This is a genomic window from Paraburkholderia susongensis, assembly GCF_900177725.1.
Classification (GTDB): Bacteria; Pseudomonadota; Gammaproteobacteria; order Burkholderiales; family Burkholderiaceae; genus Paraburkholderia; species Paraburkholderia susongensis.
On the sequence record NZ_FXAT01000005.1, the window covers coordinates 51,686 to 72,434 of the forward strand.

Here is a 20,749-nt window from a genome sequence, read left to right on the forward strand (position 1 = left end):
CGGATAGTCAGCCTGCGTGCCCCAGCACAAATCCAACCAGCAAACCGACCAGCCCCGAACCCGCAGCGGCCATCCAGACCTGCACTCCGGGTATCGGGCGAGATACCGGCATGACGGTGGACGGCTTCGCCGCATCCTGCGGCTGACCTTGCGCGCCGCCCGTCAGTGGCGCATCGTCCGGCGATGCTTGCGGCACCGGCTTCAGGTCCCGCACGGAGTCCGCGGGCGCTGCCTCCTGTTCGATGTGCGCCTTCAGCGCGCCGAAGAAGGCGTCGAGGTTCTTGCCCGCCGCCGACTGAATCAGGCGGGACCCCACGCTCATCAGCTTTCCGCCGATTTCGACATCGGCGTCGTAAGCGAGCACGGTCGTCCCGGCTTGCGGTTCGAGTTGCACACGCGCGCTGACCTTCGCAAAGCCGACCGCGCCCGCATTGCCCGAGCCGACAATCGTGTACGCCCTGGGTGGATCGAGATCCGACAGCTCCACATTGCTTTTGAAAGTGGCCGCCACCGGACCGACGCGAATCTGCACGGTCGACTCGAAGTGCCGCTCGTCCAGCATCGCGAGCGATCGACACCCGGGCAGGCACGCTTCGAGCACGGCAGGATCGTTCAGCGCACGCCACACGGTCTCGGGTCGCGCGGGGAGAATGAAGTGACCAGCCAGATTCATCGCCGCTCCTCAGCGTTCGTAAAGTTTGAAGAGCGCCTGAGTGCCGTTACGCGTGAAGCCTTGCTCGGCAAGCTTCTGATACAGGCTGCGCACCAGATCCAGACCCGGCAGCTCACGCCCCATGTGAGCGGCTTCCTCATGCGCGATCCGCATGTCCTTGATGAAATGTTCGATAAAGAAGCCCGGCGCGAAATCGCCTTTCGCGATGCGCGGCCCCAGGTTGTTCAGCTGGAAACCGCCAGCCGCACCGCCACCGATCGCGCTCAACACGGTGTGCGGATCGAGTCCGGCGCTGTGCGCATAGGCCAGCCCTTCGCAGACACCCAGCATCGTCGATGCGATCACGATCTGATTGCACAGCTTGGTGTGCTGACCCGCACCCGGTCCGCCTTGCAGCACGATGTTCGTGCCGAGGCAGCGCAGCATCGGTTCGACGCGCGCGAGTATGTCGCCCGCCCCGCCCACCATGATGGACAGCCGTCCTTCGCGGGCGCCGACATCGCCGCCCGATACCGGCGCGTCGAGCATGTGAACGCCGCGCGCCGCGGCGTGCGCGGCCAGCTCTTCGGCCAGTTGCGGACTCGAAGTCGTCATATCGATCAACACGGCATCGCGCCGCGCGTTCGCGATCAGACCGTCGTCGCCGAGATACAGCGCGCGCACGTCGTCGGGCATGCCGACGATCGTGATGACCACATCGGCTGCTTCGGCGAGCGCCTTCGGCGTGGCGTGCCAGCATGCGCCCGCTTCGATCAGCGGCTCGGCCTTCGCACGCGTACGGTTATAGACGTGCAACGGATAGCCCGCCGCGGCGAGGCGTGCCGCCATCGAGGCGCCCATGATGCCGAGGCCGATAAAGCCGACGGCGGGTTTGCTTGCAGATTGATTCATGAGTGTTTGATCCGGTCAGAGTTTGTCGCGCAGCAGATCGCGCAACAGCATGGGAGTCAGGGGGTGACGATCCGCCACCACGCCGAACGGCGCCAGCGCATCGTTCACTGCGTTGGTCAACGCACCGAGCGCGCCCATCACGCCGCCTTCGGCCATCCCCTTGATGCCCGCTGCCGTCGCGCGGCTAGGCGTGTGCAAAGGGATGATTTCGAAGTTGGGTAATTCGGTCGACGTGGCAATCAGGTAGTCGGCTAGCGAGCCGGTCACGTTCTGTCCCGTCTCGTCATAGCGCGTGTGCTCGAACAGCGCGCCGGACAGGCCCATCGCCACCGCGCCGTGCTGCTGCCCCGTCACCACGGTGGGATTGAGCAGCGTGCCGCAGTCTTCGGCGATCACGTAGCGCACGACATGGATCGCGCCGGTGGCCACGTCCAGCTCGATCTCGCAGCCATGCGTCGAATTCGAGTAGGTCATCGGCGGCGGATCGTAGGCCAGGTGAAATTCGAGGCCGGGCGTGAGACCCGGTGGCAGCGACGTGGGGTCCATATAAGCGCGCCGGGCCACGTCGGCGAGCGTCAGACCAGCGTCGATCCACGCGTCGCCGCTGCGGCGTTCGATGCGCGCGTCGACGAGGCGAAGGGAGTCGCCATCGGGCAGTTCGAGACAACCGGCGGCGATGGCGAGCACCTTGCGGCGCGCATCGAGCGCGCACAGATAAAGCGCGCCGCCACCCGCCGTGCCGCTGCGGGCGCCGCGGCTGCCCATGCCGTAGGGCGCGATATCGGTGTGGCCCAGATGAATGTGCACGCTCGACGGATCCACACCCAGCCCTTCGGCCACCGCATTGGCCATCGCGCTTTCATAGCCCTGCCCGCTCGGGCCGAGACCCACCGACGCGTTCACGACACCACTCGGCTCGATACGGATCCAGCTTGCCTCGTGTCCCGAGCCCGGAATGCCGGCCGATTTATAAAAGCGCGAACCGTATGTCGTCGGCTCGACCACGTTGCACAGGCCCAGCCCTAGATAGCGCCCGCTCGCCCTCGCCGCCTGCTGGCGCAAGCGGAACGCGTCGTAATCGAAGGCGTTCAGCACCGCTTCGAAGGTCTGCGACGGCGTGATGTCGGCCAGCAATTCGCCGGTAGCAGTGCGGTACGGCAGTTCCTCCGGCATCAACAGATTGCGGCGCCGCACTTCGACCGGATCCAGCTTCAGCTCGCGCGCGATCGCTTCGATCGTTCCTTCCATGACCCAGCTGGTGATGGACATCGGCGCGCGCATCGGTGCGTTGCCACATTTGTGACTGAGCACGACCTTCACGTCGAACGCGTAGTGCTGCAACCGGTACGGTCCGCTCAACACCATCGCGACGACGCGCGCGAGGTAGTTCGCCGGAAAGAAGCAATACGCGCCGAAGTCTTCGCGGATCTCCAGATCGAGCGCGAGCAGCGTGCCGTGCTCGTCAACCGCGGCGCGCGTGCGGCAGAAGTCTTCACGCGAATTGGCCGCCGCGGTCAGATTCTCGAGACGGTCTTCGCGCCAGCGCACCGGCCGCTTCAGATGCCGCGCAAGTGCGGCAACGCTCAGCTCTTCGCGGTACAAGGCGATTTTCTGACCGAACGCTCCGCCGACGTCGGGTGAAATCACCGTCACCTGCGATTCGCTGAGTCCGAGCCGTTGCGCCAGCTGCGTGCGCAGAGGATGCGGCACCTGGGTTCCGATGTGGAACGTCAGGTGCTCGCGCCCGGCGTCCCACACCGCCGCGCAGCCGCGCGTTTCGATTGGCACATGGGTCTGCCGCTGCTGCCGGAAAGTCGCTTCGATCACGCGATGAGCGTGCTCGCTCACGCCCTGCGGGTCGCCGTTCGAGTATGTCTGGTGCGATACGAGGTTGCCGGGCACCCCCGGGTCGACTTGCGCGGCACCGGCTTCGAGCGCCTGCCACATGTCGGTCACCACAGGCAAGGGCTCGAACTCGACCATCACCTGCTCCGCCGCGTCTTCGGCGAGATACCGGTCAGTTGCCACCACACATGCGACCAGGTCACCCTGAAAGCGTACGACCTCGGTCGGCATCGTCGTGAACTCGACCGGCAACAAGCCCTCGACCGGCGCGGCCACACGGATCGGCGTGGTCCACTGCGCGAGTTCCCTGCCGGTGACGACGGTCACGACACCAGGCATGCCGGCAGCCGTCGTGGTGTCCACTGAAACGATCCGCGCATGCGCATGCGGCGAGCGCACGAAGCTCACGTGCAGCGCGCCCGCGATTTCGATATCGTCGAGATAACGGCCATAGCCCGTCAGCAGTCGATAGTCTTCCGTGCGCGGCACGGCCTTGTTGAGATAGCGAAACGTCGGCTCAGACATCGGCGCTTCCCCCCCGCATCCGCGCGGCCGCGCGCAGGATCGCCCGCACGATGTTCTGGTAGCCCGTGCAGCGGCACAGGTTGCCGGAAAGTGCCTCGCGCACCTCGGCCTCGGAAGGGCTCGGATGCTCGCGCAAATAAGCCTCGAAGGTCATCACGATGCCCGGCGTGCAAAAACCGCACTGCAGGCCGTGGCATTCATGCAGCGCCTGCTGCAACGGAGAAAGTCGACCCTCCTCGGCGACAGCTTCGATCGTGGTGATCCGCGCTTCATCCATCTGAACCGCGTATGCGAGGCACGAACGCGCGGGACGGTTGTCGATCAGCACCGTGCATGCGCCACATACGCCATGCTCGCAGCCCACGTGCGTGCCAGTCAGACGGCAATCTTCACGAAGCGCATCGGAAAGCAGCTTGCGAGGCTCGCAATGCACTTCATGACGCGTGCCGTTCACATTGAGATAAATCGTGCTTTTTTCCATGACTCAATTCGAGCTCGTGTTGACCGATTGCGTCGCGCGTCGCAACGCGCGCGCCGTGAGTGCCTTGACGAGATCGCGCCGGTAAGCGGCGCTGATGTCCGGTTGATCGTACGGATCGATCGCGCCTGCCACCGCGTCGGCGATAGCAGCTAGCGTTGGCGCATCGGCGGGAGCGCCCATGAAGCCCGCGGCGAGTTCGTCCAGCACGAGCGGCGCGTCCGCCACGCCGCCGAGGCCGATGCGCAGGCTCGAGAACCGATTGCCACGAAGCATGGCGGTGAGTGCACAAGCCGCAATCGCGAAGTCGCCGTGCCGCCTGCTGAAGATTTCGAATGCGTGCCGCTCGCCCGGACGTGCGACCGGGAAATGCACGGTTCGAATGATTTCTTCAGCTGCGAGATCGGTTGTCATCACCGAAATCAGGAACTCCGCGGCCGGCACCTGACGGCTGCCGGCCGGTCCGACGATATCGATACTCGCGCCCAGCGTGCTTGCGATGAGCGGCATCTGCGCCGCAGGGTCCGCGTGCGCGAGGCTGCCACCCAGCGTGCCGCGCTGGCGAATCGCGTAGTGGCCGATGGTCGCGGCCGCTTCCGCGAGCAGCGGGCAAGCGGCGCGTACTGTGCCGCTCGTGGCTACCTCGTGATGGCGCGTCATCGCGCCAATGGAAAGCAACTCACCCGCCAGCGTCACCTCGCTGAGTTGCGGCAATGCGTTGAGGTCGATCAGATGCGCCGGCTGCGCAAAGCGCATGTTCATCATCGGCGCGAGGCTTTGCCCTCCCGCGATGACCTTGGCGTCGAAGCCGTGCTGCGCGAGTAGCGACAGCGCATCTTCGAGCGTGCGAGGACGGTGATATGAAAATGCCGCGGGTTTCATGTGCTCTGCGCCTTCAGGTTCACGCCGCTCGCCCGGTGAAAAGGTGTGGACGGCGGCGGTTGATCGACGGAGCCACGCGTTGAACGAACGCGTCGCGTTCCGCTGATTCGACCCACTGTCGAGAAGCGAAGATAGCTCCAAAAATTTAACTCGTCAATTGACGACATGTGAATCATGGATGACAGTCAGCTTGTAGAAGCAGCAGGCATCCACCAGGTAACTTTTTGTTTTTTATGGGGAAATGTCACGGTCTAAGCGGGTTGACCCGGTGACTTTACCGAAGAAGTTAAATCGTCAATCGACGAATTAATTATTTTCTATTGGAGCCGGCGAGCTACGTCGCGGAGCATTGCGCACCGTCGCGGGGCATCGAATCGCCCGCCCGCCACCCGATCGTCGTGGTTTCGGGTTGAAGCGGTGTCTTCTCACTCAATCGATCCGCGGCGGATCGCCGTCGAATTCGACCAGGCAGCCGAAGCCGCCGTGAAACAGCGCCTCGCGCGCATCCTCCGCCTTAGCCGTGCTCGCGATCTGCGCCGCGTACAGTTCGGCATCGTCTTGCGGCTCGTAGCCGAGATAGCGCACGTTGGCGTTGTCCCAGCGATTGCGCGCGTTATTGGATACGCCATACACGAGCGCGAAGTGGAGCTCCGGATAGTCGATACAGCGGCGCGCCACCTGCACCATGTCGCGATGGCTGATCCAGGTGAAGAGGTGGCGCGGTACGGTCGGCCGGTTGTCCGGGCGGAACGAGCCGATCCGGATGCACGCCACCGACATGCCGTGCTTGTCCGCGTACATCCGGCCAAGCGCCTCGCCGAACACCTTCGAGATGCCATAGCGGCTATCAGGACGCGGCGCGACGGTGTTGTCGAGCATCCGGTCGCGACGATGAAAACCCACCGCATGGTTCGAACTCGCGAACACCACGCGCTTGACGCCTGCTTGCCGCGCCGCTTCGAACACGTTGTAGCAACCCTCGATGTTCATATCGCGGATGCGCTCCCAGCGATCCTCGTCAGGAACGCCGGCGAGATGCACGACGACGTCGACACCTTCCATGATCGGCAGAAGCTCCTCGAGCCGCGTGATGTCCGCGGTCACGATTTCCTCGCCGGCCTGCGCTTGCGCCTGCGGCGCGATGTCCGCGAGACGCAGATCATAGTGGCCCTGGAAACCGGCGCGCAGCACACGTCCAATATGACCGGCCGCGCCGGTGATCAGTACTCGAGTCATCAATGCCTCTTTCTGTGATTCAGGTAAATGCGGTTAATCGGTTGCACCTTTGCGTTCGGCGTACGCGGCCGAGCGCCGGTGGTACGCTTCAAGATAGGCATCGCGCGCAGGCACCAGGTGCTCACGGCACAGTTTGATCAACGAGTCCCGGTCGCCCGTGCGCAGCGCCTCGATCATCTGGTGGTGGTCGGCGCGAGCCTTCTCCAGATACTGCGGAAACACGATCGATACCGAACGGATCGCATGCGTGCGGCGCTCATACTCGCGAATCGCCTCGGTTAGAACCTGACTTTCCGACAACGCAAAAAACGCATGGTGAAAAGCCATGTTCGCGCGGAACACGCGCCGAAGATCGCCGGCGATAGCGGCTGCGTCATGCTCCGCCTGAATTGCCGTCAAGGCGTCGAGCGCCTCGCGGCTGACCGGAAAAACGATGCGCCTCGCCGCGTCGGCTTCCAGCAACTCGCGTAGCGCATACAGCTCGGTGACCTCGCGCGCCGTGAACGACTTGACCAGCGCGCCCACGTTCTTGCGGCGCTCGGCCAGGCCGCGCCGCTCCAGCTCCGCCAGCACCAGCCGGGCGACGTGGCGCTTCAGATTGAAGCGCTCGCACAGATCGTCTTCCACGAGCCGTTCGCGAGGATGCAGAACGCCGAGGACGATCTCTTCCTCGAGCGCGTCCGCGACGCCGCGCAGCGTCTCGTCGATATTGCGATCGCGTTCCGCCGGCTTCGCGGCAGGCGCATCGGAGCGTTGGGGCTTGGCAGCGTTGCTCATGAAAAAAGTACCCAAAATAATCTAAGCCGCGAGCCTATACGAAAATGCGGCCTTCAACCCTTGTTTCCATCGCCGGGAACGGTCGCGGTCATCCTGGCCGCCTGCAGGAAGTCAAAGTCGCAGCCCTCGTCGGCCTGCGTGATCGTCGTCAGGAACAGCTTGCGGTAGCCGCGCTGCTCGGGATCGGGCTGGCGCGCCGGCAAGGCCGCGAGGCGAGCGGCGATTTCCTCGTCGCCGAGGACCAGCTCGATGGTTCGCTTCGCCACGCTCAGGCGAATCCGGTCGCCGGTTTGCACGACCGCGAGGGGACCGCCGATCGCCGCCTCCGGCGTGACGTGCAGGACCACCGTTCCGGACGCCGTGCCGCTCATGCGGCCGTCCGAAATGCGCACCATGTCCTTGACACCCTGGCGGCCAAGCTTGCGCGGGATCGGAATGTAGCCCGCCTCCGGCATGCCGGGTGCGCCGACCGGACCGATCCGCTTGAGCACGAGCACGTCGTGCGCTTCCACGTCCAGTTCCGGATCATCGATACGGCGAGCCAGATCCTCCGCGTCCTCGAACACGACAGCGCGGCCCTCGTGCTCCATCAGGCTGGCGCTTGCCGCTGACTGCTTGATGATCGCGCCGCCCGGCGCGAGATTGCCCCGCAGCACCGCGATACCGCCTTGCGGAAAGATCGGGCGGTCAAGCGGACGAACCACTTCCTGCGCGAAGCCCGGGGGCGCGGCATCCAGCTCCTCGCCGAGCGTACGACCGGTGACAGTGAGCGCGTCGAGATGCAGCAGCCCTTTGATCTCGCGCATGACCGTGGTCAAACCGCCGGCGCGATGCAGGTCTTCCATGTAGTGCTGTCCCGACGGCTTCAAGTCGACCAGCACCGGTGTTTCACGCGCCATCCGGTCGAGCTGCTGCAGGTCGATGCGAATCCCGAGCCGGCCCGCGATGGCCGTCAGGTGAATGATGCCGTTGGTCGAGCCGCCGATGGCGAGCAGCACCCGCAGCGCGTTTTCGAATGCGTTGGGCGTGAGAATTTTCGCCGGACCGAGGTCCTGGCCGATCATCGCCACGGCCTGCGCGCCGGTGCGCTCCGCGATGCGGATGCGATCGGCGGTGACGGCAGGCGCCGACGCACCGCCCGGCAGCATGATGCCCAAGGCTTCCGCGATGCACGCCATCGTGCTTGCGGTTCCCATCACCGAGCAGGTTCCGACCGTTGCGACGAGCTGATTGTTGACCGCTTCGATCTCGGCCGCGTCGATCTGGTCACCGCGAAAGCTCGCCCAGAAACGACGGCAGTCCGTACAGGCTCCCACCCGTTCACCGCGATGCGAGCCCGTGAGCATCGCGCCCGTCACCAGTTGAATGGCCGGCACGCCCGCCGCCGCCGCGCCCATCAACTGGGCCGGGACGGTCTTGTCGCAGCCGCCGATCAGCACCACCGCATCCATGGGCTGGGCCCGGATCATCTCCTCCGTGTCCATCGACATCAGATTGCGCAGGTACATGCTGGTCGGGTGCGAAAAGCTCTCGGCAATCGAAATCGTCGGGAATTCGACCGGCAGCCCGCCAGCCAGCATCACCCCGCGTTTGACCGCCTCGATCAACTGCGGCGCGTTGCCGTGGCACGGATTGTAGGCACTGCCCGTGTTCGCGATCGCCACGATGGGACGCGACAGCGCGTCGTCGGTGTAGCCCGCGCCCTTGATGAACGCCTTGCGCAGAAACAGCGAAAAACCCTCGTCGCCATAGTTCGTCAGGCCCTGCCGCAAACCGCTTTTCTTGTCGCTCATTGCTGTTCCTTGATTTTCGGTGAGATTATCAATAATCTTGACGATGATGTTACCGATATTTATAGTCTGTTCGCAAGCAGTTCTTTTTTCGCGGTCGACGCCGCCTCTCCACTTTCTCTTCAAGCGCATTGCGCCGAGGTTTTCATGAAGCATGTCGTGGCCTATCGTTCGTTGCCTCCAGCCGTGCTGGGGCTACTTCGTGAGCACTGTTCCGTCGAGCTGACCGACGTGTCTTCCGGCGACCTGGCGCCGTTCAAACGTGCGCTCGGCACGGCTCATGGCATGGTCGGCAACAATCTCAAGATTACGCCCGGGATCCTCGATGCGGCGCCGTTGCTTCAGGTCGCCTCCACCATCTCGGCCGGCTTCGATGCGTTCGATGTGCCCGAACTCTCGCGCCGCGGCATCGTGCTCACCAACACGCCGGAAGAAGTCACCGAAACCACCGCCGATCTCGTGTTCAGCCTGATCCTCGCGAGCGCCCGGCGCATTGCCGAACTCGCTGACTGGACGCGGCGCGGCCAATGGACACGTACGATCGGCGAGGCGCAATTCGGCGTCGACGTGCATCACAAAACGCTCGGAATCGTCGGACTCGGGCGCATTGGCAGCGCGGTTGCGAAGCGCGCCGCGCTCGGCTTCGGCATGGACGTGATCTATTCGAACCGCTCCCGCAACCCCGAAGCGGAGGAGCGCTACGGCGCGCAATGGCGGCCGCTTGCCGAACTGCTCGCGACTGCGGATTTCGTGTGCGTGCTGGTGCCGCTGTCGCCCGCCACCGAGCGCCTGATCGGCAGCGCCGAACTCGCTGCGATGAAGCCATCGGCCATTCTCATCAACTGCGCTCGCGGACAGGTCGTCGACGAGGCCGCCCTCATCGCGCATCTGCGTGAAGGCCGCATTCTCGGCGCCGGTCTCGATGTGTTCGAACGCGAACCGGTGCCGCCCGACTCGCCGCTGCTGCAGTTGCCGAACGTCGTGGCGGTGCCGCATATCGGCTCCGCGACGCGACAGACACGCGAGAACATGGCTATGCGCGCGGTGCGCAATCTCATCGATGCATTGGACGGTCGGCTCTCCTCGACCTGTGTCAATCCTGAAGCGCTCCACGCCCGCTCGCCCGCGCAACAGATCGCCGGCTGAATGGCGCGAAACACTCTCACCTCAATCACAAGGAACACGCGATGACTTCAGTCAACCGGCCCCGCGGCGTCTACTCGCCCGTGGTCACGCCGTTCACCAGAAACCTTCTTCCCGATCGCGACCGCTACGTCCGTCATTGCCGATGGCTTATCGAGCAGGACGTCGGGCTCGCTGTTTTCGGCACCAACTCGGAAGCCAATTCGCTCGCGGTCAGCGAGAAGATGAAACTGCTCGAAACACTCGTGGACGCGGACATTCCGCTCGATCGCCTGATGCCGGGCACCGGCTGCTCGGCACTCACCGACACGGTCGAGCTGACGCGCCATGCGCTTTCGCTAGGGGTGAACCATGTGCTGATGCTGCCGCCGTTCTACTACAAGGGCGTCACCGATGAAGGCCTGTTCCGCAGCTATGCGCAGATCATCGAGCGCGTGGGTTCAAACGCGCTGCGCATTTACCTGTATCACATCCCGCCCGTGACGCAGGTGCCGATCAGCCTCGCGCTCATCGAGCGGCTGCTCGCCGCTTTCCCAGGCGTGATCGCCGGCGTGAAGGACAGTTCAGGCGACTGGAGCAACACCCGGGCGATGCTCGAACGCTTCCAGCCGCAGGGCTTCGATGTGTTCGCCGGCAGTGAAAACTTCCTGCTGGCCACGATGCGCGCGGGTGGCGTCGGCTGTATCACGGCGACCGGCAACGTCAATCCGGCGGCGATCGTGCAGTTGTATCGCCACTGGCAATCGGCCGACGCCGATGCCCGTCAGGCGGAACTCGATGCGACGCGTGCGGTGTTCGCGCGGTTCCCGATGATTCCCGCGCTCAAGGCAGCGATCGGCGTGTACTCGAACGAGCCCGATTGGGGCGTCGTACGTCCTCCTCTCGTCGATCTGACGCCGGCGCAATGCGATGCGCTCGCCGGCGCGCTCCGCGAAAACGGCTTCTCGATGCCGGGGCTCGAAGTCAACGCCTGATGTAGTGCGGAATCACCCGCCGGCTGCATTCGCAACCGGCGTTTTTTGCGTCAGTTATCGCGTCGACCTCACGCCCAGTCGTCGAGCGCGTATTCGTCGAGCGCCGCTTCATCGAAGTCGAAGCCGAGGCCGGGTCCGGTCGGCACGACCAGCTCGCCGTCCGCGAACGACAGTTGCTTATCCACCAGCCGACGGAAATTCAGCACCTGATCGTCAGGAAAGAATTCGACATAGCGCGCATTGGGCGTCGACGCGACGAGATGCACGTGCAGATCGTGGAACCAGTGCGGGCACATCGTGACACCCACGGCCGCGGCCGACGCCGCAATGCGTCGCCATTCGCTGATTCCGCCGCATACCGCCGCGTCCGACTGAAGGATCACGGCCGCGCGCTTGTCGAGCAGGGCCTGGTGCCGCCAGCGCCCCGTTTCTATCTCACCGGTCGCCACATTCACCGGCGTGCGCCGGCTCAGTTGCGCATGGCTTTCGATGTCATCGGGACTGAAGGGCTCCTCTATCCAGTACGGGTTGTACGGCTCGTACCGGCGCATGTATTCGAGCGCGGTTGGAACGTCGGACCAGGCGTTGTTGGCATCGAGCATCAGCAGCACGTCGTCGCCGACCGCTTCTCGCGCCGCCCTGATGCGCGCCTCCTCGCCACGCGGATCGAGCCGCCCCACCTTCATCTTCACGGCGCGAAATCCCGACGCGACGTAGGCCGCCATCTCCTCGCCGAGATGCTCCGGGGTCTTGCCTTCGAGGTAGTAACCGCCGCTGGCATAGGCCGGCACGGTGGCGCTAGAAGTGCCGCCGAGATAGCGGCTCAACGGCAGGCCCGACGCGCGGGCATTGCGGTCCCACAACGCGATGTCGATGATGGACAGAGCCCGCATGACCGAGCCCGCGCGCCCTTGCAGCAAGGATTCGTCGTACATCGCGCACCACGAGCCTTCGACATCGAGCGCGCAGCGCCCGAGCAACAACGGTGCAAACAGTTCGCGCACCGCATACGTGACCAGCATGCCGGCGCGGTTGCCGCCGTAGCAGAAGCCGATGCCGTAGTAATCATCGGCTGTCCTCACGCGCACGACCGTGTAGTCGCGGGCCGTGACGAGACGGGTCGAGAACGCCGTGTGGCGATCGAGCGGCACGCGGATGGTGCGCGCCTCCACCGAAACGATGCGCGCACGCGCCTGATAACCGGTTTGCCCAGCTTCAACGTTGATGCTTCTCATAGCAGTAGTTCGACTCGAAAAAGTGACGATGCTCGCGTGACCGATCGTGCGGCCCCACTATGCGGCGGTGGTGGGCGTCCCGACGGACTCGGCCGGCGCACGCCGGCCGATGACCAGCAGCATGGCCAGCACGCCGATCAGATCGACCGCCGCGCCGAGCATGAAGCCGCTGCTGTAGCCGCCAAAGTACTGAACCGCCAGACCCATCATGGTCGGGCCGACGATGCCCGAAATGTTGCTCAAGAGGTGAACGAAGCCGCTTACGCCGCCGAGATGTCTGCCCGGCACGAGTTCATGCATGATGGCCCAGCACGCTTGCGACGAGGCCGTCAGGAACAGCACGGCGAACGCGACGAGCAGTACGGCGGGCGTCACGGAATCAACGAGGCTGACGCCCACAAGGGCGAGACCCGACAGCGCGAGCGGCACGATCGCCGAGACCTTGCGCGCGAGCAGCTTGTTGCTCACGCGCTTGAAATACGCGTCGGCGACGAGGCCGCCGCCGAAATAGCCGATCCCGCCACATGCCCACGGCACCGCGCTCAAAAAGCTCATCTGCTTCATGTCGAGATGCAGCGCGTTGGTGAAATAGCTCGGCATCCACGAAATGAACACGAACAACGTGTAGTTCACCGCGAACAGGCCGACGCCGAGCGCAAGCGTGCTCGGACGAAACAGATAGCCGCGCAGCGGCGTGCTTTCGTCGTCACCTTCTGCCGGATGCGCCGCGTTACGGCTCGCTTCGACCATCTCTCGTTCGGCTTCGCCGACCCACGCGCTTTGCGCCGGCTTGTCGGTCGCGAACAGACGCCAGGCGACGATCCACGCGAGCCCGAACACCGCGATAATCACAAACGAGGTGCGCCAGCCGTAGGCGATGGCGATCAGTCCGACCACCGGCCCCGCGATCGCGCTGCCTACCGTCTGCCCCGAAAACGTGAAGCCGACCATCGTCGCGGTTTCATGCCGGGGAAACCAGTTGGTGATGGTCCGGTTGGTCGTCGAATTCATCGGGCCTTCGCCGAAGCCGAACAGCGCCCTGGAGACCAGCAGCGTGCCGAAGCCAGTCGCGGCCGCAGTCAACCCGCAGAGAATGGACCATGCACCCATTGCCCACGAAAACACCCTGCGTGGTCCGTACCTGTCGGCAAGTTGCCCGCCGACGAATGCGAAAATGGAATAGCCGAAGAAAAAACTGCTGAACACCACACCGAGTTGCGATGGTGAAAGAGCCAGTTCCTTGTTCAGAACAGGCGCTACTACGCCAAGCGCCGCCCGGTCCATGTAATTGATCGCGCCCGCGATGAACAGCAGTAATGCGATCACGTAACGATACTTCCCAGTCTTCATTTGTCTCTAATCCATAGAATTGAGGACGCCGAATCTTGTCGTCCGGCATTTCGCTCTGGTGTCACGCGGGAACTACCTGTTGACGAGCTTCGCGGGAAGCTGCGTCAGGATCAGACATGCGGAGACAATCAGCGACCCCGCTATCAGGAACAGGCTTGAATCAAGTGAATGAGTGACCGTTTTCAGCCACCCCACCAGCGCGGGACTTGCGAATCCCGCCAGATTGCCCGTCGAGTTGATCAAGGCAATGCCGGCGGCCGCACCGGTGCCCCCAAGAAAGGACGTGGGCAACGCCCAGAACATCGGAAGCGCCGTGATCACGCCCGAAGCGGCAAGCGTCAGACCGAGCATCGCAATATAGGTATTGTTGCCCGCGTAGGCGCACGTCACGAAACCCGCGGCCGCCACGCATTGCGGCACCACCACGTGCCAGCGGCGCTCACGCGTGCGGTCCGCGCTGCGGCCGACCACCATCATCAGAATCAAGGCTGCCAGATAGGGCACGACGGTGAGCATGCCGATCGTGAAAGGGTCCGTGACACCCGAACTCTTGATGATGGTCGGCTGCCAGAAGCCAACCGCATAAGAGCCCATCACGATACCGAAGAGAATCGTGCACAAGGTCCACACTTTGAGCGACGTGAAGACCTGACGTACGGAACCATGACTTTTTGTGCGCGCTTCCGCATCGATTTCCGCTGCGATGAAATCGCGGTCCTCGACCGGCAGCCACTTTGCGTCCTTCACGCGGTCGTCGAGGAACCAGAAAATCACGGCGCCGAGAATCAGCGCGGGGATAGCTTCCAGAATGAACAACCACTGCCAGCCGGCAAGCCCCGCGCTCCCCGCCAGGCGCTGCATGATGAAACCCGATATCGGGCCGCCGACGATGCCAGCCACCGGATTGCCCGCCATCAGGAAAGCGATCATCTTGCCGCGCCGGTGCGACGGAAACCAGTAGGTGAGATACAACACCAGCCCCGGGAAAAAGCCCGCTTCCGCGACGCCCAGAAAGAAACGCAATACGTAAAACATCGGAGGCGACGTGACCCACGCGGTCGCAGCCGAGAGCACGGCCCAGGTGAGCATGATCCGGGCGATCCAGCGGCGCGCGCCGAGCCGGTGCAGAAGCAGGTTACTCGGCACCTCGAAGAGGAAATATCCGACGAAAAAGATGCCGGCGCCGAAGCCGTATATCGCCTCGCTGAAGTTCAGATCGCTGAGCATCTGGAGCTTGGCGAAGCCCACGTTGACCCGATCCAGATAGGCAACCACGTAGCAGACGAACAGCAAGGGCATGAAGCGCCATGTCACGCGCGAATAGATCGAGTTGCTTGCCGCGCTTGCGGTGATTGGTATTGCCGGGCTTCGGGTACTCAAGGGGTTGTCTCCACCATTGGATTCGACTAGCTACAGGGCGACGGCATTTTTTGTTGTTGTAAATGGCCGCTCGCCTTCGCGACGCGTTGAGTCACTCCAGACTCAACTCATGATGCCGATCTGCCACGGCACGAATTCGTGGTCACCGAGCCCGAGCATTTCGCTTTTCGTGCGCTCGCCCGACGCGGCCGCGAGAATGGCATCGAAGATCTTCTGGCCCGTGCTTTGAATCGACGCAACGCCATCGAGGATCCCACCGCAATTCAGATCCATGTCTTCGGTCAGACGGCTGTACATCGGTGTATTGGTGGCGAGCTTCAGCGATGGCACGGGCTTCGCGCCGAACATCGAACCGCGTCCCGTGGTGAAGGCGATCAGATTCGCGCCGCCTGCAATCTGACCCGTCGCGGAGACGGGGTCGAAACCGGGCGTGTCCATGAACACGAGTCCATGCTGCTTCACCGGCTCGGCATATCGATACACTTCCATGAGCGGACCGGTGCCGCCTTTCATCGCGGATCCGATCGACTTTTCGAAGATGTTCGCCAGTCCGCCCACCTGATTGCCCGGGCTGACCCGGCCGTTGATCTGAACGTCCCGGCCGACCGAATACTCGTCTTTCCACCAGCCGATCCGCTCGACCAGCTTTTCGCCAACTTCGCGGCTGACCGCACGCCGCGTAAGCGTATGTTCCACGCCGTAGATTTCGGGCGTTTCGGACAGGATCGCCGTGCCGCCATGACGGACCAGCAGGTCCATCGCCGCACCGAGCGAAGGATTGGCGGTGATCGACGAAAAACCGTCCGAGCCGCCGCATTGCAGACCGATCTTCAGGTGGCTCGCGGAAACCGTCGTGCGCTTGACGCGGTTGGCAGCCGGTAACAGCGCCTTGACCGCCGCCACGCCAGCCTCGATGGTCCGGCGCGTGCCACCGCTCTCCTGCATGATGAACGTGTGCAGCCGCGAATCAGCCTTCAGACCTTCCTGATCCATCAGTCCGGCCAGCTGGTTGCGCTCGCATCCCAGCCCGACGATCAACGCAGCGGCGAGATTGGGATGGCGCGCATAACCCGCCATCGTCCGGCGCAGCAGCGCCATCGGTTCGCCGCTCATTTCCATGCCGCAACCGATCGAGTGCGTAAATGCGACCACGCCGTCCACGTTCGGGTAGTCCGCTAGCCGTTCCGGCGTAAACCATTCGGCGATCTTATGAGCGACCGTGGCCGAACAATTGACGGTGGACAGCACACCGATGTAATTGCGCGTAGCGACCTCGCCGTTCTCCCGCACGATTCCCTGGAATGTGGCGCGCCCGGCTTCGGGCACCATCTCGACGGCCCGGTAGTCCGCGCCAAAAGCATAGTCCCGGTCGAACTCGCGAAACTCGACGTTATGGCTATGGACCATCGTGCCCGGTGCGATGTCCGTCGCCGCGAAACCGATCACCACGTTGTATTTGCGAACCGGCTCGCCTTTCCTGATCGGCGTCGCCGCGATCTTGTAACCCGCGGCCACCTGGCTGCGGCAAACAAAATCTTCCGCTGGAACCGGCGTACCGATTGCAACATCGATGCGCGCAATGACCACATTGTCATCGGCATGCAGCCGGATCACCGGGCCCGTTACGTTCCTGCTCGTCGTCTCAGTCATCAAACATTGCCCTTCGAGAAATGGGGCGTCGGGCGGCCAAAACAACCGCTCGACGGGTAATCGCTTTCCTACAGAAGCTCTACGTCGCCGCGTCAATTTTTTAGATCCGGGAATTTCAGGCATATTATGGTACTTCCTCGCAGGATTCAAGAGAAAGCGCTTACTCATTTCCGGTTATACTCGGCGTCACGCTGCCGCATAGGCGGCAATGCCGGGCACCCGAACAGGAGATTCAGATGTGGCAACAAGCTGAGCGATACCCCGATCCCCGGGTCATTTCGCTAGACCCTTCCTTCGATAAATACCGCGTGGCCTTTTCGGCTGTCGAACGCCTGGCCACCGGCTACCGGTGGACCGAGGGTCCAGTCTGGTTCGGCGATGGACGCTACCTGCTGTGGAGCGACATCCCAAACAACCAGATGCTGAAATGGGAAGAGGAAACGGGCGTAGTCAGCGTGTTTCGCAAGCCTTCGAACTACGCGAACGGCAATACCCGCGACCGGCAGGGGCGGCTCGTTACCTGCGAGCATGGTCGCCGCGTCACACGCACCGAATACGACGGCAGCATCACCGTCCTTCTCGATTCTTTCGAAGGCAAGCGGCTCAATTCCCCCAACGACCTGGTCGTGAAGTCGGACGGCTCGATCTGGTTCACCGATCCGCCGATGGGCATCGCCGGGCACTACGAAGGCATCAAGGCGGAACAGGAACTGCCGCACTCCGTGTATCGGATCGATGGCGTGACGGGCGAAGCGTCCGTCGTCACTCGCGATCTGAAAGGGCCCAACGGCCTGTGCTTTTCACCCGACGAGAAGCTGCTTTACATCATCGAATCGCGCGGCGTACCGAACCGGATGATCCACGTTTATGAAATGGAAGCAGACGGCCGCCGGATCGCTCGGGGCCGCATGTTCTACGACGCGGGCGCCGGCACGATCGACGGAATGCGCGCGGACATCGACGGCAATCTGTGGTGCGGCTGGGGCATGGGCAATGACGAACTCGATGGTGTCATGGTCATTTCGCCGCAAGGAAAATTGATTGGCCGAATCGCCCTGCCCGAGCGCTGCGCGAATCTGTGTTTTGGCGGTCGCGCGCGTAACCGGCTGTTCATGGCGTCGTCGCAGTCCATTTATGCGGTGCACGTCAATACGCAAGGCGCGCTGGGCGGATAAGCCGCGTCGCCGCAAAGAAACCTCTCCCGGCCACCGGCACGCACCGGTGGCGACACTTCACTTCAACACCTGACTTGATAACGCTGACATGCAAAGCAAATCCGTATTGACCGTTGTGGAAGCGACGCGAATTCTCGAAGCGGCGCGCGCGGAAGCAGAAAAGAACCAGTGGGCTGTCACCATCGCGGTCGTGGATGACGGAGGCCATCTGCTGGCTCTGCTGCGCCTCGATGGCTGTGCGCCGATAGGCGCATACATCGCGACTGAAAAGGCGCGCACGGCAGCGCTCGGCCGGCGTGAATCGAAGCAGTACGAAGACATGATCAACGGCGGCCGGACCGCGTTCCTGAGCGCGCCGCTGGCCGGCACGCTGGAAGGCGGTGTGCCCGTCATGGTCGGCGGGCACGTGGTGGGCGCGGTGGGCGTGTCCGGTGTCAAGCCGGATCAGGATTCGCAAGTGGCGCGAACCGCGGCAATCAGCCTCAACGGCTGAGTAATGAGTATCTGGAGTATCTGAAACTGTTGGAGCACATGATGGGTGAAATGATCGAGCGACACGGTCTGCGTGTCGCGGCTGTTTTGAGCAAGTTTGTGGACGATGAGGCGTTGAGCGGGACCGGCATCGACAGTGAAACCTTCTGGAGAGGCTTCGCTGCCCTCGTCCACGACCTCGCTCCGCAGAACCGCGCGCTGCTAGCGGAACGCGATCGTCTGCAGACGGAGCTGGACCAGTGGCATCGCGCCAATCCGGGGCCGGTACGCGATCTGAAGGCGTACCGCGCATTTCTCGAAAGCATCGGCTATATCGTGCCGGCGCGCGCGGCCGTTGCGGCGTCGACCCAGAACGTCGACGCCGAAATCGCCGGCCAGGCTGGCCCGCAACTGGTCGTACCGCTGTCGAACCTGCGCTACGCGCTCAACGCCGCAAACGCGCGCTGGGGCAGCCTGTACGACGCGCTCTACGGTACCGACGCGATCCCCGAGACCGACGGTGCCGAGCGCACCGCTTACTTCAATCCGGTCCGCGGCGAACGCGTGATCGCGCGCGCCCGCGCGTTCCTCGATGAAGCCGCGCCGCTCGCCAACGGCTCGCACGTGGACGCCATCGCGTACCGCGTGGAATGCGGCAAGCTCAACGTCACGCTCAGGAACGGCTCGTCGGCATTGAAAGTGCCCGCGCAGTTCATCGGCTATCAGGGCGACGCAGGCGCCCCTTCCGCCGTGCTGCTGAAGCATCATGGCCTGCACTTCGAGATCCAGATCGACGCCGCCGACGCGATCGGCAAGACCGACGCGGCGCGCGTGAAAGACGTGTTGATGGAAGCGGCCGTCTCGACGATCATCGATTGCGAAGACTCGGTAGCCGCCGTCGACGCCGCCGACAAGGTGCAGCTCTACCGCAACTGGACCGGCCTCGCGAAAGGCGATCTGAGCGAGCAGGTCACCAAAAACGGCAAGACCTTCACGCGTCGCCTGAACGCCGATCGCATCTATACCGCGCCCGATGGCTCGAGCGTGAAGCTGCATGGCCGCTCGTTGCTGTTCATCCGTAATGTCGGGCATTTGATGACGAATCCGGCGATCGTCGATCGCGACGGCCACGAGATTCCCGAGGGTATCCTGGATGCCGTCATGACCTCGCTGGGCGCGATGCATGACCTGCAGAACAGGCTCAATTCGCGGACCGGATCGATTTACATCGTCAAGCCGAAGATGCACGGCCCGGCCGAAGTCGCATTCGCCAATGAGCTGTTCGGGCGCGTCGAAGACCTTCTGGGGCTGCCGCGCCATACCATCAAGATGGGCATCATGGACGAGGAACGCCGCACGAGCGTCAACCTGCCGGCGTGCATCGCGGCGGCATCGGCGCGCGTGGCGTTCATCAATACGGGCTTCCTCGATCGCACTGGCGACGAGATGCACAGCTCGATGGAAGCTGGTCCGATGATGCGCAAGGGCGATATGAAATCGTCCGCCTGGATCGCTGCCTATGAGCGCAATAACGTGCTGGCCGGTCTGAACTCGGGATTGCGCGGACGCGCGCAGATCGGCAAAGGCATGTGGGCGATGCCCGACCTCATGCATGCGATGCTCGAACAGAAGGTCGCACATCCGCGAGCGGGCGCGAACACGGCCTGGGTGCCGTCACCGACTGCCGCGACGCTGCACGCGCTGCACTACCATCAGGTCGATGTTCAGGCCGTGCAGCAAGAGCTGGAAAAGACCGCTTACGATAGCGTACGCGATGAACTGCTCGACGGGCTGCTGACGATTCCTGTCGTCGAAAAGGCGCAATGGTCGGATGAGGAAATCCGCAACGAAATCGAGAACAACGCGCAGGGGATTCTCGGTTACGTGGTGCGCTGGATCGATCAGGGCGTCGGATGTTCGAAGGTGCCGGATATTCATGACATCGGCCTGATGGAAGACCGCGCGACGCTGCGCATTTCGAGCCAGCACATTGCGAACTGGCTGCATCACGGGGTGGTGTCGCAAGCGCAGGTCAACGACACGTTCAAGCGCATGGCGAAGGTGGTGGACGATCAGAACGCCAACGACCCGCAGTACCAGCCTATGACCGGTCACCTCGATACATCGCTCGCGTTCAAGGCGGCAAAGGCACTGGTGTTTGAAGGACGCTCGCAGCCTTCCGGGTATACGGAGCCGTTGCTGCACGAGTTCAGGCTCGGCGCGAAGCGGTAGGCGGCAAACGCAGCTGATTCCGTTTCCAGCAGAGGGGTTCTG

17 protein-coding genes are annotated in these 20,749 nt (G+C 63.4%); 5 read left to right on the forward strand and 12 right to left on the reverse strand.

The window, feature by feature from the left end:
- Positions 1-7: 7 nt before the first annotated feature.
- The 8 genes from B9Z01_RS16505 to B9Z01_RS16540 all read right to left on the reverse strand — a co-directional run bounded on the left by B9Z01_RS16505 (position 8) and on the right by B9Z01_RS16540 (position 9,100).
- Positions 8-673, reverse strand: a complete 666-nt coding sequence (locus tag B9Z01_RS16505) for an SRPBCC family protein (protein ID WP_085484897.1) — start codon at positions 671-673, stop codon at positions 8-10.
- A 9-nt stretch (positions 674-682) separates the two neighbouring features.
- Complete coding sequence (locus B9Z01_RS16510; RefSeq protein WP_085484899.1) at positions 683-1,564, reverse strand: NAD(P)-dependent oxidoreductase; 882 nt, start codon at positions 1,562-1,564, stop codon at positions 683-685.
- A 15-nt stretch (positions 1,565-1,579) separates the two neighbouring features.
- A complete protein-coding gene (locus tag B9Z01_RS16515) occupies positions 1,580-3,934 on the reverse strand; it encodes a xanthine dehydrogenase family protein molybdopterin-binding subunit (protein WP_085484901.1) in 2,355 nt (784 codons plus the stop codon).
- Positions 3,927-4,415 carry a (2Fe-2S)-binding protein gene (locus B9Z01_RS16520; protein ID WP_085484903.1) on the reverse strand — a complete coding sequence of 163 codons (489 nt, stop codon included), beginning with the start codon at positions 4,413-4,415 and terminating at the stop codon, positions 3,927-3,929. Before B9Z01_RS16520 ends, B9Z01_RS16515 begins: the two co-directional genes overlap by 8 nt.
- 3 nt (positions 4,416-4,418) lie before the next feature.
- On the reverse strand, positions 4,419-5,294 hold the full coding sequence (locus B9Z01_RS16525) for an FAD binding domain-containing protein (protein ID WP_085484905.1): 876 nt from the start codon (positions 5,292-5,294) through the stop codon (positions 4,419-4,421).
- A gap of 429 nt (positions 5,295-5,723) precedes the next feature.
- Entirely contained in the window at positions 5,724-6,530 is an 807-nt protein-coding gene (locus B9Z01_RS16530) for an NAD-dependent epimerase/dehydratase family protein (protein ID WP_085484907.1), read from the reverse strand.
- Between the two features lie 33 nt (positions 6,531-6,563).
- Complete coding sequence (locus B9Z01_RS16535; RefSeq protein WP_085484909.1) at positions 6,564-7,307, reverse strand: GntR family transcriptional regulator; 744 nt, start codon at positions 7,305-7,307, stop codon at positions 6,564-6,566.
- A 53-nt stretch (positions 7,308-7,360) separates the two neighbouring features.
- A complete protein-coding gene (locus B9Z01_RS16540; RefSeq protein ID WP_085484911.1) occupies positions 7,361-9,100 on the reverse strand; it encodes an IlvD/Edd family dehydratase in 1,740 nt (579 codons plus the stop codon).
- A gap of 144 nt (positions 9,101-9,244) precedes the next feature.
- Here B9Z01_RS16540 and B9Z01_RS16545 point away from each other — a divergent pair, with 144 nt between their 5' ends.
- Both B9Z01_RS16545 and B9Z01_RS16550 read left to right on the forward strand, forming a co-directional pair.
- Positions 9,245-10,243, forward strand: coding sequence for a 2-hydroxyacid dehydrogenase (locus B9Z01_RS16545; protein ID WP_085484913.1), 999 nt, complete (start codon positions 9,245-9,247; stop codon positions 10,241-10,243).
- 41 nt (positions 10,244-10,284) lie between these two features.
- Positions 10,285-11,214 (forward strand): dihydrodipicolinate synthase family protein, encoded by a 930-nt coding sequence (locus B9Z01_RS16550; protein ID WP_085484915.1) that lies wholly within the window; start codon positions 10,285-10,287, stop codon positions 11,212-11,214.
- Between the two features lie 68 nt (positions 11,215-11,282).
- On the opposite strand, the gene B9Z01_RS16555 is transcribed toward B9Z01_RS16550, so the two are convergent.
- The 4 genes from B9Z01_RS16555 to B9Z01_RS16570 all read right to left on the reverse strand — a co-directional run bounded on the left by B9Z01_RS16555 (position 11,283) and on the right by B9Z01_RS16570 (position 16,829).
- Positions 11,283-12,449 (reverse strand): mandelate racemase/muconate lactonizing enzyme family protein, encoded by a 1,167-nt coding sequence (locus B9Z01_RS16555; RefSeq protein ID WP_085484917.1) that lies wholly within the window; start codon positions 12,447-12,449, stop codon positions 11,283-11,285.
- A gap of 57 nt (positions 12,450-12,506) precedes the next feature.
- Positions 12,507-13,799 (reverse strand): MFS transporter, encoded by a 1,293-nt coding sequence (locus B9Z01_RS16560; RefSeq protein WP_085484919.1) that lies wholly within the window; start codon positions 13,797-13,799, stop codon positions 12,507-12,509.
- Between the two features lie 72 nt (positions 13,800-13,871).
- Positions 13,872-15,179 (reverse strand): MFS transporter, encoded by a 1,308-nt coding sequence (locus B9Z01_RS16565; protein WP_085484921.1) that lies wholly within the window; start codon positions 15,177-15,179, stop codon positions 13,872-13,874.
- Positions 15,180-15,281: 102 nt separating this feature from the next.
- Complete coding sequence (locus tag B9Z01_RS16570; RefSeq protein ID WP_085484923.1) at positions 15,282-16,829, reverse strand: UxaA family hydrolase; 1,548 nt, start codon at positions 16,827-16,829, stop codon at positions 15,282-15,284.
- A 236-nt stretch (positions 16,830-17,065) separates the two neighbouring features.
- Between B9Z01_RS16570 and B9Z01_RS16575 the strand changes: the two genes are divergently transcribed.
- The 3 genes from B9Z01_RS16575 to B9Z01_RS16585 all read left to right on the forward strand — a co-directional run bounded on the left by B9Z01_RS16575 (position 17,066) and on the right by B9Z01_RS16585 (position 20,707).
- Positions 17,066-18,004: an SMP-30/gluconolactonase/LRE family protein gene (locus tag B9Z01_RS16575; protein ID WP_085484925.1), complete on the forward strand. Its 939-nt coding sequence runs from the start codon at positions 17,066-17,068 to the stop codon at positions 18,002-18,004.
- 88 nt (positions 18,005-18,092) lie between these two features.
- Positions 18,093-18,497, forward strand: coding sequence for a heme-binding protein (locus B9Z01_RS16580; protein WP_085484927.1), 405 nt, complete (start codon positions 18,093-18,095; stop codon positions 18,495-18,497).
- Between the two features lie 41 nt (positions 18,498-18,538).
- A complete protein-coding gene (locus B9Z01_RS16585) occupies positions 18,539-20,707 on the forward strand; it encodes a malate synthase G (protein ID WP_085485716.1) in 2,169 nt (722 codons plus the stop codon).
- Positions 20,708-20,749: the final 42 nt, after the last annotated feature.

Excerpts from the sequence above, each read along its gene's own strand:
- B9Z01_RS16505 (WP_085484897.1), bottom strand. The coding sequence starts at position 673 with ATGAATCTGGCTGGTCACTTCATTCTCCCCGCGCGACCCGAGACCGTG.
- B9Z01_RS16525 (WP_085484905.1), bottom strand. The coding sequence starts at position 5,294 with ATGAAACCCGCGGCATTTTCATATCACCGTCCTCGCACGCTCGAAGAT.
- B9Z01_RS16520 (WP_085484903.1), bottom strand. The coding sequence starts at position 4,415 with ATGGAAAAAAGCACGATTTATCTCAATGTGAACGGCACGCGTCATGAA.
- B9Z01_RS16560 (WP_085484919.1), bottom strand. The coding sequence starts at position 13,799 with ATGAAGACTGGGAAGTATCGTTACGTGATCGCATTACTGCTGTTCATC.
- B9Z01_RS16570 (WP_085484923.1), bottom strand. The coding sequence starts at position 16,829 with ATGACTGAGACGACGAGCAGGAACGTAACGGGCCCGGTGATCCGGCTG.
- B9Z01_RS16555 (WP_085484917.1), bottom strand. The coding sequence starts at position 12,449 with ATGAGAAGCATCAACGTTGAAGCTGGGCAAACCGGTTATCAGGCGCGT.
- B9Z01_RS16540 (WP_085484911.1), bottom strand. The coding sequence starts at position 9,100 with ATGAGCGACAAGAAAAGCGGTTTGCGGCAGGGCCTGACGAACTATGGC.
- B9Z01_RS16510 (WP_085484899.1), bottom strand. The coding sequence starts at position 1,564 with ATGAATCAATCTGCAAGCAAACCCGCCGTCGGCTTTATCGGCCTCGGC.
- B9Z01_RS16535 (WP_085484909.1), bottom strand. The coding sequence starts at position 7,307 with ATGAGCAACGCTGCCAAGCCCCAACGCTCCGATGCGCCTGCCGCGAAG.
- B9Z01_RS16585 (WP_085485716.1), top strand. The coding sequence starts at position 18,539 with ATGGGTGAAATGATCGAGCGACACGGTCTGCGTGTCGCGGCTGTTTTG.
- B9Z01_RS16580 (WP_085484927.1), top strand. The coding sequence starts at position 18,093 with ATGCAAAGCAAATCCGTATTGACCGTTGTGGAAGCGACGCGAATTCTC.
- B9Z01_RS16550 (WP_085484915.1), top strand. The coding sequence starts at position 10,285 with ATGACTTCAGTCAACCGGCCCCGCGGCGTCTACTCGCCCGTGGTCACG.
- B9Z01_RS16545 (WP_085484913.1), top strand. The coding sequence starts at position 9,245 with ATGAAGCATGTCGTGGCCTATCGTTCGTTGCCTCCAGCCGTGCTGGGG.
- B9Z01_RS16575 (WP_085484925.1), top strand. The coding sequence starts at position 17,066 with ATGTGGCAACAAGCTGAGCGATACCCCGATCCCCGGGTCATTTCGCTA.
- B9Z01_RS16530 (WP_085484907.1), bottom strand. The coding sequence starts at position 6,530 with ATGACTCGAGTACTGATCACCGGCGCGGCCGGTCATATTGGACGTGTG.
- B9Z01_RS16515 (WP_085484901.1), bottom strand. The coding sequence starts at position 3,934 with ATGTCTGAGCCGACGTTTCGCTATCTCAACAAGGCCGTGCCGCGCACG.